Here is a 16,043-nt window from a genome sequence, read left to right as displayed (position 1 = left end):
TGTCTTCTTTCCTTTAGGGCGATCCGAAGACCGCGCGCGCGTTGGCACCCAGGTAGCCGGTGCGAGAGTCACCGGTCAGCGGCAACGCCCGGCCCTCGGTGATGGTGCGGTCGAACGGCAGGATCGGATAGTCGGACGCCCACATCAGCTTTCGCGGGTTCCGCCGTTCGGCCAAGCGCACGATCTCGTCGGGCACGTACTTCGGCGCCCATCCCGCGGTCATCGCGTAGACGTTGGGGTGCTTGATCAGCATCGCCACCGTCTCGGAGATCCACGGGTCACCCAGATGGCTCATGACGATCGCGAGTTCCGGGAAGGCCAACGCAACCTCGTCGACGAGGATGGTGCGCTGCAGCTTGGCCGGCTTCATCGGGCCTGGCACGCCCACGTTGATCGACACCACGACGTCCTCGTCGCACGCCGCCGTGTACAGCGGATAGGCCAGCTTGTCGTCGATGGCGATGCCAGTGAACATCGGGATGATGCGAACGCACTTGATCCCATACTCGCGCTTCGCAATCCGCACGTGTTGAGCCGCCTCGTAACCGAGGCGCGGATCGATGCCTACGCTCGTCACGAACCGGCCGGGGTATTCAGCTTGGATCTTCGCGAGCCGTTCGCAGGTCTCCCTCAACACCTGCTCCCCGGTCTTGGTGCCGTGCACGAACGGCGGGGTGATGTCGCGCGGCGCCTTGGACAGCACGCCACCGGCGATACCCAGGCGATCCATCTCGGCGATGACGTCCGCCATGGTCTCGCCGCCCTCGTAGGCACTGTTGCCGCGTTTGAATCGCGCCACCACCGACGGGTCGGGGGTGACCTCGCCGGGGAGGTAGGGCAGGTTGATCCAGGCGTCGAAGACGTCCGGGCTTTCGGTGGCGTCAGCGGTCATCGGAGCTCCCTCATCTGCCCACGTAATTGGGTGGGCGCTTCTCCTTCATGGCGGCCAGCGCCTCGGCCGCGTCCTCGGTCGCCGCGACGACCGCGAAGTGGGACGAGATCAAATCGAGTGCCGTGCGGCGGTCGACGTCAGCGGACTGATAGGTGGCGCGCTTGATCATGCGAACGGTGACGGGCGCGTGGTCGGCGATCGAACGCGCAAACCGCAGCGTCTCCTCGGCGAGCATCTCCGGACTGGCGAGCCGATTGACGAGGCCGATCCGCAGCGCTTCGTCGGCGTCGATGAAGTCACCGGTCAGTAGCAACTCGAGTGCCTTCGACGTGCCGACGATGCGCGGTAGGTAGTAGGCGCCGCCGTCGCCGGGGGTCAGCCCAACCTTCACGTATCCCTCGGAGACTCGCGCCGAGGTGGACATGATGCGCAGGTCGCACATCAGCGCCATGTCGAGGCCGGCCCCGACGGCCACGCCGTTGATCGAGGCGATCACCGGCTTGTCCAAGTCCGCCAAGGCGTGCGATACCTCGTGGATTTCGTCGTGCAGCTGACTCTTGCGCTGCAACGGGGTCAGGTTGGGGTTGGCGTTGGAGATGGACGACAGGTCGACACCGGAGCAGAACGCCTTGTCCCCGGTTCCGGTCAGCACGATCACCCGGACCGCATCGTCGAGCTTGGCCGCGCGCAGCAGACGCACCCACTCGCCGATCATCTCGAAGGTGAACGCGTTGCGTGCATGGGGGCGATTGAGCCGGATGGTCCCGATGCCCTCGCTCACCGACCACTGCAGGTCGTCCACTCGGGGCCTCCTTCGCTCGATGACGGACGTGTTGCCACCACCCGCACCACGCCATAATCAACTAATTTATCTTACTGTATAGTCGCGATAGAACGTACCATGACGGGACGGGCGTCACGCGGCTTGCGGATCGTCGTCGAATGAACATTCGAGCGTCCACAGGCACCGACTCGCGCTCAAAAGTCAGGCATTCGTGGTCTACCAGAACGCTCGTCTAATCCGATAACTCATTGTACTATCCAGGCATGTCCTCCCCCTCGGACGGCTTCGCGTCGCTGCCGCTGTCAGACGCCGACCGCAAGTTCCGTGACGAGGTGCGCAGCTGGCTCGACGAGCACCTGGTTGGTGACTTCGTCGGCACCGCGGACCGTGGCGGACCCGACGACGACGACAACTGGGAACTGCGCCGCGCCTGGGAACGCGAACTTGCCGACGGCAACTGGCTCGGCTTGTCCTGGCCGTCGGAGTACGGCGGACGTTCGGCCTCGATGACCCAGGAGATCGTGTTCGCGATGGAATGCGCCAAGGCGCAGGCACCGCCGCGCGCCGCGTTCCACGGTGAGACGCTCATGGCCCCCACGGCACTGTCCTACGGCACCGCAGCGCAGAAGCAACGGTTGCTTCCGCCAATGGCCCGCTCGGAGGTCGTTTGGTGCCAAGGGTATTCGGAGCCCGGCGCCGGATCAGATCTCGCCGCCATCTCCACCCGCGCCGAACGCGACGGCGACGAGTGGGTGGTGACGGGGCAGAAGATTTGGACGACGTTCGCCCATCATGCGGACTGGATCTTCGCGATCGTTCGCACCGAACCGGGGTCGACGCGCCACGCCGGGTTGTCCTACACGCTCATTCCACTCGATCAACCTGGCGTGACGGTCGTGCCGATCCGCACGATGCTCGGCGATAGTGGCTTCAACGAAGTCTTCTTCGACGCCGCCCGCACGTCATCCGACAACGTGCTCGGCGACGTGGGCAACGGATGGTCCGCAGCGATGACGACGCTGGGCCACGAACGTGCCACCTCGGTGCTCAACTACCAGTTCTCATTCCGCCGGGAGATGAGTCAGCTTCAACACCTCGCGAGACACCGGGGCGCGCTCGACGACCCGATCCTGCGTCACCAACTGGTCGACTCCTACATCGGGTTGCAGATCATGGCCTACAACAACCTTCGGTCGCTGTCGGCGGCGCTACGCGACGGCGAGTTCGGCCCGGAAGCCTCGATCGGCAAGTACTACTGGGCGAAGTGGCACCAGCAGTTCAGCGAGGTCGCCATGGACGTGCTCGGCCCAGACGCCCTGCTCGGCACGGAGTGGCAGACGGGTCCCGACACCACCGCCGAGGCCGTGCGCCGGACGTTCATCCGCGCGCGGGCCGAGACCATCTATGCCGGAACCAGCGAGATCCAGAAGAACATCATCAGCGAGCGCGTGCTCGGACTGCCGCGGGAACCCAAGAGGTCGGCGTGAGCGGTCCGCTGGCTGGAGTTCGCGTGCTCGACCTGAGCCGAATCCTTGCCGCGCCGTTGACCTCTCAACTACTCGCCGACATGGGCGCAGACGTCATCAAGGTGGAGCGACCCGGAGTCGGAGACGACGCCCGTCAGTACGGACCACCGTTCTTCGGTGACCCCGAGGACAACCAATCCGGCTTCTACCTCAGCGCCAACCGCAACAAGCGCTCGATCACAGTCGACCATTCCACACCCGAGGGTGCAGCCCTCATCGCCGAACTCGCGGCCCGGTCGGACGTGTTCATCGAGAACTTCCGCAGTGGCGTGCTCGCGAAGTACGGCCTCGACTACGACAGCCTGCGCGAGCACAATCCCCGGCTCGTGTACTGCTCGGTGACCGGCTTCGGCCAGACGGGCCCGTACGCGCAGCGCGCGGGATACGACGGCGTCTTCCAGGCCATGAGCGGCATGATGAGCGTGTCCGGTGTCCCCGACGGCGAACCAGGTGCCGGACCGATGAAGGTCGGTGTGTCGATGGTGGACGTGCTGACCGGATTGTACGCGTCGTCCGCGATTCTCGCGGCTTTACATCATCGCGACATAGTGAGTGGCACAGGCCAATTCATCGATCTGGCGCTGCTCGACTGCGGAGTGGCCGCGTTGTCGCACTACGTGCAGAACTACCTCGTCTCTGGTGAGGCGGCGCCGCGCCGAGGTAACGGCGGGTTCGGCGGAATCCCGTCCCAGGCGTTCGCGTGTGAGGACGACGAGATCTTCGTGGTGGCGTCGACCGCCAAGCAGTGGACGGGCCTCGTCACGGCGCTGGGCCGCCCAGAGCTCGCGTCAGATCCGCGGTTCTCGACGGTGTCGGCTCGCATCACCAACCGCGAGCGCGTGCTCGACACGCTCAACGACATCTTCGCCCAGCGGCCAGCCGCCCACTGGATCAGCAGGCTCGAGGCCGAGGACGTCCCCGTGAGCCCGGTGAACACGATGGCTGGAGTCTTCACCAACCCACAGGTTCAGCACCGACGGATGCGCCGCACGATCGAGACCGAGGATGGAGGCAGCCTCGACCTGCTGGCCAACCCCATCCAGTTCTCCGAAACACCGCTGGATTCCTACCTCGCCCCGCCGCGGCTCGGCGAACACACCGAGGAGGTACTGCGCACGGTGCTCGGCAAGTCCGACGCCGACATCTCCAAACTGCAGGCATGCCAAGCGCTTTAGCACAGTTCGCCAAACCAACGACTCACCTAACCGAAAGGCACCGATGAACACCCCGACGCTGATTACCCCCACGATGACGTCCGCCGAACGAACGGGCAGCTTCTACTCCGGCGCGCTGGCGTCGGGCCGCGTGTTCGACCCCGCCGACTTCGTCACTGGTGAATCCATCTTGGGTCTGCAACGCGAGGGCGGCTACATGTGGGGCACGCTGCGCGACGAGGACGGCACGCTGTACAGCACGATGCGCCGCATCGCGCCGCCCGTCGCCGGTGCCGAGGACGACGGAAGGTCCTCGCTCGGCGGCAAGCTCATCGTCGTGAGTTCGGGAACCGACCGGGGCCCGGGTCTGCAGATCCGCAAGGAACCGCGCTACGCCGTCGACAGCGCCAAGATCGGAATCGAGTTGACCGACGCCGACACCGCAACGATGACCTCGGCCCCGGACGCCGAAGGTCAGCCGATGAAACTGGTGCTCAACAAGGACGACTTCCACTACGTCGAGGAAGGCGTCATCGACATGTCGGGGCGCATGGTGGTCAATCCGTTGCAGTGGTACCTCCCCGGCCGCGACGCCTCCCTGCTTTACATCACCCAGACCTGGCTGGTGGACGGCACGATCCTTGGCAAGCCCGCGCGGGGGTTCCTGTTCTGGGAGGAAGCGTGGATGTACCCAGGTGGCCAGCTCTACCGCCAGAAGGAACCGCTGCACGACGCCGAATACATGACGTGGTACTCGTGGGCGAATCAGTGGGAGGACGGCAGCTGCGAGGTGGGTCACTTCCTGTTCGGCCAGCGTGACTTTCACGTTGCCGTTACCGCGCACAGTGACGGCACGGTGACGTCGGCGGCCAGCATGGACATCGACATCACCCGGGCCGAGGACGGGTACTGGCACGACGGCATCAGTTACGACATCGACGGCGTTAAGTGGGTTTGCGAACCCGATCCGGAGGGGCACATGCGCGGACTCGGCAAGATGCCGAACCCACAGCAGGAGGGCCGCATGCATCGCGTCGACGACACCCGCACGCCCGTACTGCACATGGCCTGGGGCGAGACGGTGCCCGCGGCAGGCAACCACCGTCGTCGATAGCCTGCATTCGCCACGCCTGCGCCGAAATCTGCACACGGGTTGTGATCGGGCCGATTCGACGACCCGGACGCAGATTTCGGCGCAGCCGATTAGTCGATGAGTTCGTAGATGGTGGCGTTCGCGGTGCCGCCGCCCTCGCACATGGTTTGCAGGCCGTAGCGGCTCCCGGTGCGCTGCATGTGATAGATCAGCGTGGTGGCCAGCCGGGCCCCCGAGCACCCGAGCGGATGGCCGAGTGCGATGGCGCCGCCGAGCGGATTGAGCTTGTCGCGTGCCACGCCGGTATCGGCCTGCCAGGCCAGCGGTACCGGCGCGAAGGCCTCATTCACCTCGAAGAAGCCGATCTCGTCGAGCGAGAGCCCCGAGCGCTTGAGCGCCAGTTGGGTCGCGGGGATCGGACCCGTCAGCATCTTCACCGGGTCGTCGCCGGTACACACCGCGGTGTGGATGCGGGCGAGCGGCGTCATGCCCAACTCGGCGGCCCGTTCGGAGGTGGTGATGAGTACCGCCGCGGCGCCGTCGGAGATCTGCGACGCATTGCCCGCCGTGATCTTGCCGTCCGCAACGAAGGGCGCCTTCAAGGTGCCGAGCTTCTCGACCGTGGAGCCGCGGCGGATGCCCTCGTCAGCGGTGACGGCACCTTCCGGGGTGGACACCGACATGGTTTCCTCGATGAACAGCCCGTCGTCCTGCGCGGCGGCCGCCCGTTCGTGGGACTCGACGGAGTACTCGTCGAGCTGCGCGCGGGACAACCCGTAGCGTTCGGCGATCAGCTCGGCGCCCGCGCCCTGATTGAACCGGCCATCGAACCCGGGAGCCGTCAGCTCGGACGCGTATCGGTCGACGGCAGGACCACCCATTTCACCGGTGCCGGCGACGGTCGCAGCGCCCATCGGCACTCCGGACATCATCTCCACGCCGCCGGCGACGACGACGTCGGCCTGCCCTGAGATCACCGCGGCCGCACCCGTCGAGATGGCCTGTTGCGACGACCCACACTGCCGATCGATGGTGAAGCCGGGCACCGACTCCGGCCAGCCCGCGGCGAGCACCGCCATGCGTCCGATGTTGCCGGACTGCTGACCGATGCTGATCACGTTGCCCCAGTGCACGTCCTCGACCAGGAGCGGATCGAGTGCCGCTCGCGCGACGAGTTCGTTGAGCACCAGTGCCGACAGCTCGACCGCGTGCATCGCGGCCAACCCGCCGTTGCGTTTGCCGATCGGTGACCTCACCGCGGCGGTGATGACTGCATCCCGCATGTCACGCCTCCCTCAAGCGGTCGCGCCGATCGCGACTCCGTGCTAGATGCAAATCAGGTTAATCTATAATCTCAATGAACACGACAGTGGGTAGGAGTAGCCGATGACCAGTGCACTGGTTCCGCCGTTTCGCGCGTTGCCAGCGCACACGGAGGAACTGCGCACCGCCGTGCGTGAATTCATCGTGGCCGACCGAGCGGAACACGGCTGGTCGCCACGCGTCGACTCCTGGATCGCGTCCTGGGATCCCGACTTCAGCCGACGGCTCGCCGCCAAGGGTTGGTTGGGCATGACGTTTCCCTCCGAATACGGCGGCGGAGGCTTCAGTCACGTCGAGCGCTTCGTCGTGATCGAGGAACTGCTCGCCGCCGGAGCGCCCGTCGCGGCCCACTGGGTAGCCGACCGGCAGGCCGGGCCGTCACTGCTCAAGTACGGCAACGAGATTCAACGCCAGCGGTATCTGCCCGCCATCGCACGGGGCGAGTGTTACTTCGCGATCGGCATGAGCGAACCCGAATCCGGCTCGGACCTGGCCAGCGTCAAGACCAAGGGCGTCCGCGTCGACGGCGGGTGGGAGCTGAGCGGTACGAAGGTGTGGACCTCCGGTGCACACCACGCGCACGCGTTCGTCGTGCTCGCGCGCACCTCCGAATTGGACGTCACCAAACGGCACGAGGGGCTGAGCCAGTTCGTCGTCCCACTCGACTCCCCCAACCTCGACATTCGGCCCATCAAGCTTCTGACGGGCGCCCACCACTTCAACGAAGTCGTGCTGTCAAAGGTGTTCGTGCCCGACGACATGGTGCTCGGCGACATCGGCGACGGCTGGGCGCAGGTCACCTCCGAACTGGGTTTCGAGCGCAGCGGCCCTGAGCGGATCCTGTCCACCCACCCGCTGCTCGAGGAGCTGGCCCGCGAACTTCACGCGCATTCGCCGGGTGAACTTCCCTGGGCAGCAGTGGAACTCGGCGAACTCGTGTCCCAACTCGTGGCATTGCGTCAGATGTCGGCGTCCGTCGCTGCCGCGCTGAGCCGGGGCGAATCGGTCGGCGTCGGGGCCGCCGTCATCAAGGATTTGGGGACACGGTACGAGGCCGCGGTCGTCGACGTCGCGGGACAGTCGGCTCCCATTCGGCCCGAGGTCGACACCGACGAGGCACTCCCCCGGTTGTTGGCCGAGGGCCTGTTGCACGCGCCGGGCTTCACGCTGCGGGGCGGCACCAACGAGATTCTGAGCGGGGTCGTGGCCCGCGGTTTGGGGCTCCGATGACGATGACGACGAACGATTCCGCCGACCTGCTCGCCGTACGCGAGCTCGCCGACGACATCTTGCGCTCCGGCACCGAATCAATGCTCGACGTCCAGAGCGTCGGACTCGACTACCAGCCCGGCTTGTGGCAGACCCTGACCGACTCCGGTCTCACTCTGCTGACCACTCCCGAGTCGCGGGGTGGAACGGGGGCGGGACTCGGTGAACTGGCGGTCGTCCTCGAGAGCACGGGTTACCACGCGGCCCCGGTCCCGCTCGCCGAGCACGATCTGCTGGCCTCTTGGCTGCTCGGCGTCGCCGACCTCTCCGACGTTGCTGTGGACGCAGCCCCGCTGACGGCGGCGGTCACCGATCAGCCGCTGCGCGCCGGACGGTTGACGGCCAGCATCGACCCCGTGCCGTGGACCAACGCAGCCGAGTCCGTGGTCGTTGGGGGTGACGGGTTCGTCGCCGTCGTGCCGCTGGCTCGATCCACGATCGAGGCGCGAGTGGACATCGCAGGCCAGCCCAGCGCCCGCATCGACGTCGACGTGGCACTCGAGCCGGGGCAGTTCCGCCTGATCGACCACGACGTCGCGGGCGAGTTCCGGCTCCGTGGCGCACTGGCCCGGTCCCTGCAGACCTGCGGCGCACTGACCCGCGCACTCGAGCTGGCCTGTGAGCACGCGCAGCACCGCGAACAATTCGGCCGCCCAATCGCGAAGTTCCAAGCGGTGCAAGCACTGATCGCCAACGCGGCGAGCTCGGTGGCCCTGGCGAAGACGGCCGCGGAGTTCGCCACCGGCATCGTCGTCGCATACGGATTCGACTCACCGCACGGTCGATTCGCCGTAGCAGTCGCCAAGATCGAGGCATCGCGCGCGGCAACACTGGTTGCGCGCAACGCACATCAGGTACACGGGGCCATCGGATTCACGCTCGACCACCGGTTGCGGCACTTCACCTCGCGCGCCCTGGCGTGGCGAGCTGAGTTCGGCGGCCAACGCGAATGGCAGCAACTGCTCGGCGAGCTCGCGCTCGAGTCCCCCGACGGGGTGTGGGCGTTGGTCACTCGGATGAGCGAGGCCATGGTCGCGCCTTCCGCCATATAGTTATAGCATTAAACTAATTTAATCTAGTCGACGACAACACACTGGAGAAATGCCGTGCGCCGAGACATCTTCGAGCCCGAACACGACGAGTTCCGCGCTACCGCGCGCTCGTTCTTCGAAACCGCGTGCGTTCCGCACGCCGAGGAGTGGGAGCAGCGCGGTTACACCGACCGAGAGCCATGGCTGGAGGCCGGAAAACTGGGCTTGCTCGGCTGGGAGGTGCCCGAGGAGTACGGCGGGCTCGGCATCAAGGACTTCCGCTACAACGCCATCGTCAACGAAGAGTTCTGGCTCACCGGTAGCGTCGGGCTGGGACTCGGCGTCCAGAACGACATCCTCGCCGGCTACTTCACCGAACTGACCACCGAGGAACAGAAGAAGCGGTGGCTTCCCGGATACGTGTCCGGCGAGATCATCACGGCGATTGCCATGTCCGAACCGGGCGCCGGCTCCGACCTGGCCAACGTCAAGACGTCTGCCCGCCGCGACGGCAGTGACTACATCGTCAACGGCACGAAGACGTTCATCTCCAACGGTCTGTTGTCGAACCTCGTCGTCGTGGTGTGCCGCACCGACCCCCACGCGGAGAAGCCCCACAAGGGCCTGAGCCTCATCGTCGTCGAGGAGGGCATGCCGGGCTTCTCGCGAGGTCGTAAGCTCGACAAGATCGGCCAAAAGTCTGCTGACACAGCTGAACTCATTTTTGAGGACGTGCGCGTGCCCGCCGAGAATCTGCTCGGCGAGGAAAACAAGGGGTTCTACCACCTCATGCGGAACCTGCCTGCCGAGCGACTCGGTATTGCGATCCACGCCGCCGCGGCGGCACGCAGGGCCGTGGACCTTTCGACGCAATACGCGCACGACCGCAAGGCGTTCGGGCAGCCGATCGGCACCTTTCAGGTGAATCGGCACGCCATCGCACAGATGGAAACCGAACTGAGCGTGATGCAGACCTACATCGACAAGTGCATCATGGCGGTGAACAACGGGGAGCTCACCGCCGACGAGGCCGCCGGTGCCAAGTGGTGGTCGACGGAGACGCAGTGGCGCATCGTCGACCGGTGCCTGCAACTGCACGGCGGATACGGCTACATCAACGAATACGAGATCGCCCGACTCTGGCGAGACGCCCGGGTCCAGCGCATCTACGGCGGCACCAATGAGATCATGCTCGACATCATTGGCAAGGGAATGGGCTTCTGATCACTCCAGCAGGTCGATGACCGACTCGGCAATACCGGAGCTACGCAAGCGAGCGCTCGTCGCGAGAATGTGCTTGCGCCACAATGCTTCTGCACCCACGGCATCCTTGGCGGCGATGAAGTCGACGACCTTCGCGTGAGTGCGGGTGGCCGCCGCGGTACTCGCGGACGTCGAAGTGTCCGAACCGGTTTGGTCGTCCATGTAGCGTTGGGTCGCGAGCTCGATGATGTGCCGAAGGACGTCACTGAGCACCGTCAGTGTCTGATTGCCCGCCAGCTCGATGACGAGGCGATGAAAGTCGTTTTGCAGCTCGAGGAGTTGGCCGGCCTCTTGACGCCCGTCCCGCTCGCTGGACACCGCGTCGCGCAGCCGCTCGAGGTCGTCGGCGGCGCGGGTCCTGGCGAGCATCGCCACGCACGGTCCCTCGATGGCTGCTGCGGCCGTGAAGACGTCGGCGGTGGTCGCCTGACGATATTCCAGAAGCAGGCCGGCGTAGTGGGCCGCCTTCTCGACCCGAGGCACACTGACCTCGATACCGCCTCGCGACCCACGCTTGACGACCACCAACGATTCGGACTCGAGCACTCTGATCGCTTCTCGCAACGTCGGCCGCGACACCCCGAATTGCGTCAGGAGCTCGGCTTCGCTCGGCAACCCATCACCCTCGACGAGCTCACCTCGGATGATCCGGCGACGCAACTGTCGGGCGATGACGTCCGCCGCTCGTCCGACCGGCTTCCCATCGTCGTTGGCATTGTCGTCCGCGTTCACCGCCATCGGGCTACCTTAGCCACCCGGCTAGCCCCTGACGGGGAGGACGGCGGGAAACGATGGAGGTCACGGCCCGGTCGGCCCCGCTTACCGCTGTGCCACGGTCAACGTCGCCCAAAGTGCGTCGACGATCTCGCGCTGCGCCGCTCGCGAAGGTGGCCGTTGACCTGGCGACCTGATGGTTCGCATGTACATGACGCCGATCAACGCGTCGGCTGCCCATCGAGCGTCCGTCCCGGCGGGTAGGTCACCTTCGGCCGCAGCCCGCTGCAACAGTTGGGTGAGCCGCCGGCCCGCCTTGGCGATGACCGTCTCCTGGAACGCGGCGTACAGCTCGGGGTGTTGGGGGGCGTCGGCAATCAGGCGCAACTGGATCGGCAGCATGTCCGGCCCCAACAAGTGCCCCACACGGGCGATGATGGCGTCGATCTCGTCACGCGCATTGGCGTTCGGCTCCGGCAGCGGCCACTCGACCAGCCGCTGCATCGTCTCCAAGATGAGCGCATCGCGAGTCGGCCAGCGCAGCAACAGGCTGGGTCGGGCGACACCCGAGCGTCTAGCCACGCTGCGCATGCTGAACGCCTCGAAGCCGCGCTCGGCCAGCTCCTGCTTGGCCGCCGCGAAGACGCGCTCTTCCGTCGACGGGTCGCGGGGCCTGCCCGGACCAGAAATCGCCGCATCCACGACAGCGTCTCCATCTCTGCTCAGGTCAACAGCGCCTACTTCAACAGCGCGAGCCCATTGTCGCGCAGGAACTCCTTGCGCAGCTTCTCGTCGAGACCTTGGACCTTGAGATACATCTCGGCCGGCTCGCGCAGGCCCTCGGCGTGCGGCCAGTCCGACCCCATGACGAGCGCCTCGGTCCCGCCGAGTTCGTCGATGAGCGAGATGGTGTCGTCCTCCGGGTAGGGCACGACGTTGACGTGCCGCTTGAAGATGGTGCTCGGACGCTCTGTCAGCGGGCCTCCGATCCACGGACCAAGCCGCGCCATGCCCCGGCTCTTGTCCATGTGTCGGAGGAAGTGCGGCACCCAGGAGGCGCCGAACTCGCTGACGAGCACCCGGATGTCGGGGAAGCGGCCGAAGAGGTTGTCGAAGATCAACGCCGACAACGTGTCGGTGATCGGCCGCTCGCCGTAGGTGTTCTGCCACTGCCAGGCCGAGAACTGGAACGGCGGCCCCATCTTCCAGCCCCACTGCGACGCCACGTGCTCTTGGTAGTGATTCTCCGAGATGTGGTAGCAGACGACGGCTTTCGCCTCGTTGATGCGAGCCCAGAACGGATCGAAGTATGGGTCGCCTGGGCTGCGGCCGTAGGCCGGTCCGGTGCACAGGTAGATGAAGCGGGCACCCGCGTTGAGTACCCGGTCCAGTTCCGCGACGGCGCGGTCGAGGTCGCGCAGCGAGTTGAGCGCAGGCGCGTAGATGGTGTCCTGGAAGTTGAAACCCCAGTCCTCGTCTATCCACTTGTTGAACGACTCGAAGTTGTCGTAGAGCGGGTCGATGCCGTCCAGATAGGGTTCGGCCAGCAGCGCCCAGCCGCCCGGATACATGATCGAGCGTTCGATCTGCTGTTCGGCGAGCTGCTTGAGCCGTGCGTTCTTGTCCAGGTACTCACTTTGGATCGGCTCGAAGAATCGCTCGGCGTCGCTGGCGTCGCCGGAGGCACGTTGTTTGAGCATCTCCACCAAAGAGCCTGGGACGTAGGCGACGTCGGGATCGGTTTCGAAGGCCGTGACGATGCGCTCGTTGGCCAGGAGCGCCTTGCCGCCCGCCGGGGTGTCGATGAGGTGTACCGCGGTGTTCAGCTTCGCCTTGGGCATGAACCGCGTGAAGCAGTCCTTGGCTTCATACGAGTGCTGATCGAAGTCCACCAACTTGTACGGCAGTTGGCCGACGGTGTCTTGAATCAGGGCCATGGTGACTCCTACGTCGGGGCGAGTGGCTGTTTTATGCCAGGGTGGCACTTTATCAGACACAGCCCTGCGTCCGCCATGAGTCATCCACCCATACCCAGGGTGATGTGCATCATAAATCCGATAAATGATTCAGCGTTAGAGTCTTGTCTAGCCATACCCGAAAGAGGTACCGTCAGATCATGTTCCATCTAGGTAATCCTGACCAGATCACCATGGATGGTGCTTGCGGAACGAACTCCGGGCGGTGCCGGTGAGCAGCGATTCGATGAGCGGTGAACTTGTAATCGTCACCGGTGGAGGATCGGGCATCGGAGCAGCCGTCTGCCGGCTGGTCGTCGAGGAAGGCGGCCAGGTCGCGGTCCTCGGACGACGAAGCGAATCGATCGAAGCCGTCGCCGGCGAAGTGGGTGGCATCGCATTCCAGGTCGACGTCCGCGACAAGGAACAGGTCCAGCGGGCCGTTGGTGACGCAACGTCGAAACTTGGCGGGCTTACCGCCATGTGCAACAACGCGGGCACTGGTGGACTGGCCCGGCTACACCAGACATCGTCACGTGCCTGGGATCGGACGATGAGCGTCAACCTCGCCGGAGTCTTCCACGGCCTCAGCGCTGCCGCGCCGCTGATGGCCGAATCCGGGCGCGGCTCCGTCGTCAACGTTGCGTCGATCAGCGGGATCCGACCATCACGGGGAGAGGCAGCCTATGCCGCCTCGAAGGCCGGCGTACTGGCACTGACTGCGGCCGCTGCCCTGGAGTACGCACCGGCCATCAGGATCAACGCCGTCTCGCCAGGCGTCGTCGATACCGCGATGACCGAACCGATGCTGGGCGCCGACGCGGCCCTGCTCCGTAAGGCCATCCCGCTCGGCCGGATCGGTAGCCCAGAAGACGTCGCCGAACTGATCGTCTTCCTGTTGTCGAGTCGGGCCGGATGGATCACGGGTCAGAACTTCACGATCGACGGGGGCACCACCCTGAACGGCGGAGGAATCGGCGACTACACAACGGCCTTGCTGGGAGAAGACCAGTGAACGCAGACGACGTCATCGAAGCGGCGCAGAAGCGCACCGGAATACAAGAGCTCCATACGGATTCGTTCCACGAAGGTCTGGATGTCGTGGTGGACGCGATCAATCGAGATCCTCAGACACCACAGCGTGAGGCCCGGTTGTTCGCCGAGTGCCGGCGGGCGGTGATGAATCGGCTACGCATCGACGATTGGTGGCACCGCCACGACTTGGGCGAACAGAAGGTGATCCGCCCGGTATTCGTGATCGGCATGCCGAGGACCGGCACCACCGTCCTGGTCAACCTGCTCGCTCAAGACCTCGCGGACTCTCGGGTGCTGTGGCACTGGGAGATTGACGATCCGGTACCGCCGGTCGCTCCGAATCGCCTCGGCGACGATCCTCGGATAGCGGCCAAGTCCGCGAAGATGGCGCCATTGGTCGAACAGCTGGCGCACTTTCCCCACTTGGAACGCCCGACCGACCCGGTCGAGTGCGTGCACGTGCTCGCCCAAGACTTCAAGTCGCTGACGTGGCATACGTCCACTGGTTCCACGTTTTACAACGACTGGTTCCTCGGCACGGCGGACCTTCGCTCCGCTTATGAGCATCACCGTAGGACCCTGCAGGTGCTGCAATCCAACGGCGCCGACGGACAATGGGTGCTGAAACTCCCCTCTCATGCTCTCCATCTCGATGCACTGTTGTCCGTCTACCCCGATGCGCGCTTCGTGCTGACGCACCGTGATCCGATGCCCGCCCTGGTGTCGATGTGCAGTTATGCCACCATGATTCACGATGTCGGCGGCAATCAGGTCGGCCTACGCGACCTGATTCAGGCCACCTACCGGCAGGTGCTCGAGTCCGCGCTTCGCTCGGCTGACTTCGTCACGCGACATCCCGACGTGCCGGTGTACCACGTCTATCAACGCGAGTTGGCGGTCGACCCCATCGGACAAGTCACCGCATTGCGCGCGTGGATCGGTCTCGCACGCGGTGATGAACTCGACGAGCGCATGCACCGCTACCTCGAGACCGACTGGCACCACCCGCCCGGCAGTCACCGCTACGCCGCAAGGGACTTCGGCATCACCCGGCAAGCAATCACCGAGGCATTCGCGCCATACATCGAGCAATTCGATGTGCCACTGGAGGTTTGATGAGCAATCCCTGGCAGCCTGACTATTCGCTTCGCGACCACGAGATCGTCGACTACGGGTACTGGGAACTACCCGGTTCCGGCATCCGGTTTCGCGGCCCCGAGGTGAACTTCGAGGACCCCGCCCCCTACCTGGTCTGTGCGGGTGCCGCGCAAACCTTCGGCTGCTTCGTGGCCCGGCCATATCCCACCCTGCTAGCCGAACAACTCGGCATGCGCGTGGTGAATCTTGGGCTTGGCTCGGCAACACCAAGTGTCTTCTCCTCCAACGATCGACTGCTGGAGGTGATCAATGGCGGTCAAGTGCTCGTCCTGCAAGTCATGGCGGCGCGCCAGGAAACCAATTCTCGACTCGAGCAACTCGGCACCGATCTCGTGCACGACAGCCGCCACGGCGACCAGATTCCCGCACACATGGCGTGGCAACGCATCCTCGACGAAGAACCCGCAGAACTCGACCGCTACATCGCCGAGTCCCAGAAGAGCTGGACCGACGACTACCGCGAACTCTTGGGCCACGTTCGCGTACCGGTGGTCCTGTTCTTCTTCTCGGTCAGGGAAAAGGACATCACCGTTGCGCGCGACGCACCGAACGCCCACGCAATGCTGGAACCGTTCCCACAACTGGTCGAGGGCGCCAGCGTCGACACCGTTGCCGCGCAGTGCGACCACTACGTGGAATGCACCAGTACGCGCAACCACAAGCACGCGTTGACCAGTCGCTTCACCGGCGAGCCAGTCGAGGTAGATAACTCGGTGCTCGATCCACGCATGCGAAATCGTTGGAGGCACAACTGGTATTACCCGTCACCGGAAATGCACGAAGACGCCGCCGCCAACCTTCTTCCCGTGCTGTCCGTCATGCGATCCACACACGCTTGAGCCCGCG

General features: G+C 65.1%; 15 protein-coding genes. 9 read left to right on the top strand and 6 right to left on the bottom strand.

Annotated features, from left to right (window positions below; translation table 11 throughout):
• Positions 1-13: 13 nt before the first annotated feature.
• Both N536_RS0122715 and N536_RS0122710 read right to left on the bottom strand, forming a co-directional pair.
• A complete protein-coding gene (locus tag N536_RS0122715; RefSeq protein WP_029115717.1) occupies positions 14-892 on the bottom strand; it encodes an amidohydrolase family protein in 879 nt (292 codons plus the stop codon).
• 10 nt (positions 893-902) lie between these two features.
• Complete coding sequence (locus tag N536_RS0122710) at positions 903-1,694, bottom strand: enoyl-CoA hydratase/isomerase family protein (protein WP_029115716.1); 792 nt, start codon at positions 1,692-1,694, stop codon at positions 903-905.
• A gap of 245 nt (positions 1,695-1,939) precedes the next feature.
• On the opposite strand from N536_RS0122710, the gene N536_RS0122705 reads away from it, so the two are divergent.
• From N536_RS0122705 to N536_RS0122695, 3 genes are read left to right on the top strand one after another with little or no spacing between them, the layout of a single operon-like run.
• Positions 1,940-3,163, top strand: coding sequence for an acyl-CoA dehydrogenase family protein (locus N536_RS0122705; RefSeq protein ID WP_029115715.1), 1,224 nt, complete (start codon positions 1,940-1,942; stop codon positions 3,161-3,163).
• Positions 3,160-4,377 carry a CaiB/BaiF CoA-transferase family protein gene (locus N536_RS0122700; RefSeq protein WP_029115714.1) on the top strand — a complete coding sequence of 406 codons (1,218 nt, stop codon included), beginning with the start codon at positions 3,160-3,162 and terminating at the stop codon, positions 4,375-4,377. The genes N536_RS0122705 and N536_RS0122700 overlap by 4 nt, the downstream gene beginning before the upstream one ends.
• Positions 4,378-4,420: 43 nt before the next feature.
• Positions 4,421-5,470 (top strand): hypothetical protein, encoded by a 1,050-nt coding sequence (locus tag N536_RS0122695; protein ID WP_081809340.1) that lies wholly within the window; start codon positions 4,421-4,423, stop codon positions 5,468-5,470.
• 89 nt (positions 5,471-5,559) lie between these two features.
• On the opposite strand, the gene N536_RS0122690 is transcribed toward N536_RS0122695, so the two are convergent.
• Positions 5,560-6,732, bottom strand: a complete 1,173-nt coding sequence (locus tag N536_RS0122690; protein WP_029115712.1) for a thiolase family protein — start codon at positions 6,730-6,732, stop codon at positions 5,560-5,562.
• 103 nt (positions 6,733-6,835) lie between these two features.
• Here N536_RS0122690 and N536_RS0122685 point away from each other — a divergent pair, with 103 nt between their 5' ends.
• From N536_RS0122685 to N536_RS0122675, 3 genes are read left to right on the top strand one after another with little or no spacing between them, the layout of a single operon-like run.
• Entirely contained in the window at positions 6,836-8,002 is a 1,167-nt protein-coding gene (locus N536_RS0122685) for an acyl-CoA dehydrogenase family protein (protein ID WP_029115711.1), read from the top strand.
• Entirely contained in the window at positions 7,999-9,093 is a 1,095-nt protein-coding gene (locus N536_RS0122680) for an acyl-CoA dehydrogenase (RefSeq protein ID WP_029115710.1), read from the top strand. Before N536_RS0122685 ends, N536_RS0122680 begins: the two co-directional genes overlap by 4 nt.
• 54 nt (positions 9,094-9,147) lie before the next feature.
• Positions 9,148-10,296 carry an acyl-CoA dehydrogenase family protein gene (locus tag N536_RS0122675; protein ID WP_029115709.1) on the top strand — a complete coding sequence of 383 codons (1,149 nt, stop codon included), beginning with the start codon at positions 9,148-9,150 and terminating at the stop codon, positions 10,294-10,296.
• Here N536_RS0122675 and N536_RS0122670 read toward each other — a convergent pair whose 3' ends face one another.
• The 3 genes from N536_RS0122670 to N536_RS0122660 form a co-directional block, all read right to left on the bottom strand.
• On the bottom strand, positions 10,297-11,073 hold the full coding sequence (locus N536_RS0122670) for a FadR/GntR family transcriptional regulator (protein WP_029115708.1): 777 nt from the start codon (positions 11,071-11,073) through the stop codon (positions 10,297-10,299).
• An 81-nt stretch (positions 11,074-11,154) separates the two neighbouring features.
• Positions 11,155-11,751: a TetR/AcrR family transcriptional regulator gene (locus N536_RS0122665; RefSeq protein WP_029115707.1), complete on the bottom strand. Its 597-nt coding sequence runs from the start codon at positions 11,749-11,751 to the stop codon at positions 11,155-11,157.
• Between the two features lie 35 nt (positions 11,752-11,786).
• Entirely contained in the window at positions 11,787-12,986 is a 1,200-nt protein-coding gene (locus tag N536_RS0122660) for an amidohydrolase family protein (RefSeq protein ID WP_029115706.1), read from the bottom strand.
• Between the two features lie 265 nt (positions 12,987-13,251).
• Between N536_RS0122660 and N536_RS39195 the strand changes: the two genes are divergently transcribed.
• From N536_RS39195 to N536_RS0122645, 3 genes are read left to right on the top strand one after another with little or no spacing between them, the layout of a single operon-like run.
• A complete protein-coding gene (locus tag N536_RS39195; RefSeq protein WP_064751581.1) occupies positions 13,252-14,019 on the top strand; it encodes an SDR family NAD(P)-dependent oxidoreductase in 768 nt (255 codons plus the stop codon).
• Positions 14,016-15,155, top strand: a complete 1,140-nt coding sequence (locus tag N536_RS0122650; RefSeq protein WP_029115705.1) for a sulfotransferase — start codon at positions 14,016-14,018, stop codon at positions 15,153-15,155. Before N536_RS39195 ends, N536_RS0122650 begins: the two co-directional genes overlap by 4 nt.
• On the top strand, positions 15,155-16,036 hold the full coding sequence (locus N536_RS0122645; RefSeq protein ID WP_029115704.1) for a DUF6473 family protein: 882 nt from the start codon (positions 15,155-15,157) through the stop codon (positions 16,034-16,036). Before N536_RS0122650 ends, N536_RS0122645 begins: the two co-directional genes overlap by 1 nt.
• Positions 16,037-16,043: the final 7 nt, after the last annotated feature.

The organism is Mycobacterium sp. URHB0044, from assembly GCF_000620625.1.
Classification (GTDB): domain Bacteria; phylum Actinomycetota; class Actinomycetes; order Mycobacteriales; family Mycobacteriaceae; genus Mycobacterium.
This window is presented reverse-complemented; position numbering and strand designations above follow the sequence as displayed.

Excerpts from the sequence above, each read along its gene's own strand:
- N536_RS0122715 (WP_029115717.1), bottom strand. The coding sequence starts at position 892 with ATGACCGCTGACGCCACCGAAAGCCCGGACGTCTTCGACGCCTGGATC.
- N536_RS0122705 (WP_029115715.1), top strand. The coding sequence starts at position 1,940 with ATGTCCTCCCCCTCGGACGGCTTCGCGTCGCTGCCGCTGTCAGACGCC.
- N536_RS0122695 (WP_081809340.1), top strand. The coding sequence starts at position 4,421 with ATGAACACCCCGACGCTGATTACCCCCACGATGACGTCCGCCGAACGA.
- N536_RS0122690 (WP_029115712.1), bottom strand. The coding sequence starts at position 6,732 with ATGCGGGATGCAGTCATCACCGCCGCGGTGAGGTCACCGATCGGCAAA.
- N536_RS0122685 (WP_029115711.1), top strand. The coding sequence starts at position 6,836 with ATGACCAGTGCACTGGTTCCGCCGTTTCGCGCGTTGCCAGCGCACACG.
- N536_RS0122680 (WP_029115710.1), top strand. The coding sequence starts at position 7,999 with ATGACGATGACGACGAACGATTCCGCCGACCTGCTCGCCGTACGCGAG.
- N536_RS0122670 (WP_029115708.1), bottom strand. The coding sequence starts at position 11,073 with ATGGCGGTGAACGCGGACGACAATGCCAACGACGATGGGAAGCCGGTC.
- N536_RS0122660 (WP_029115706.1), bottom strand. The coding sequence starts at position 12,986 with ATGGCCCTGATTCAAGACACCGTCGGCCAACTGCCGTACAAGTTGGTG.
- N536_RS39195 (WP_064751581.1), top strand. The coding sequence starts at position 13,252 with ATGAGCGGTGAACTTGTAATCGTCACCGGTGGAGGATCGGGCATCGGA.
- N536_RS0122645 (WP_029115704.1), top strand. The coding sequence starts at position 15,155 with ATGAGCAATCCCTGGCAGCCTGACTATTCGCTTCGCGACCACGAGATC.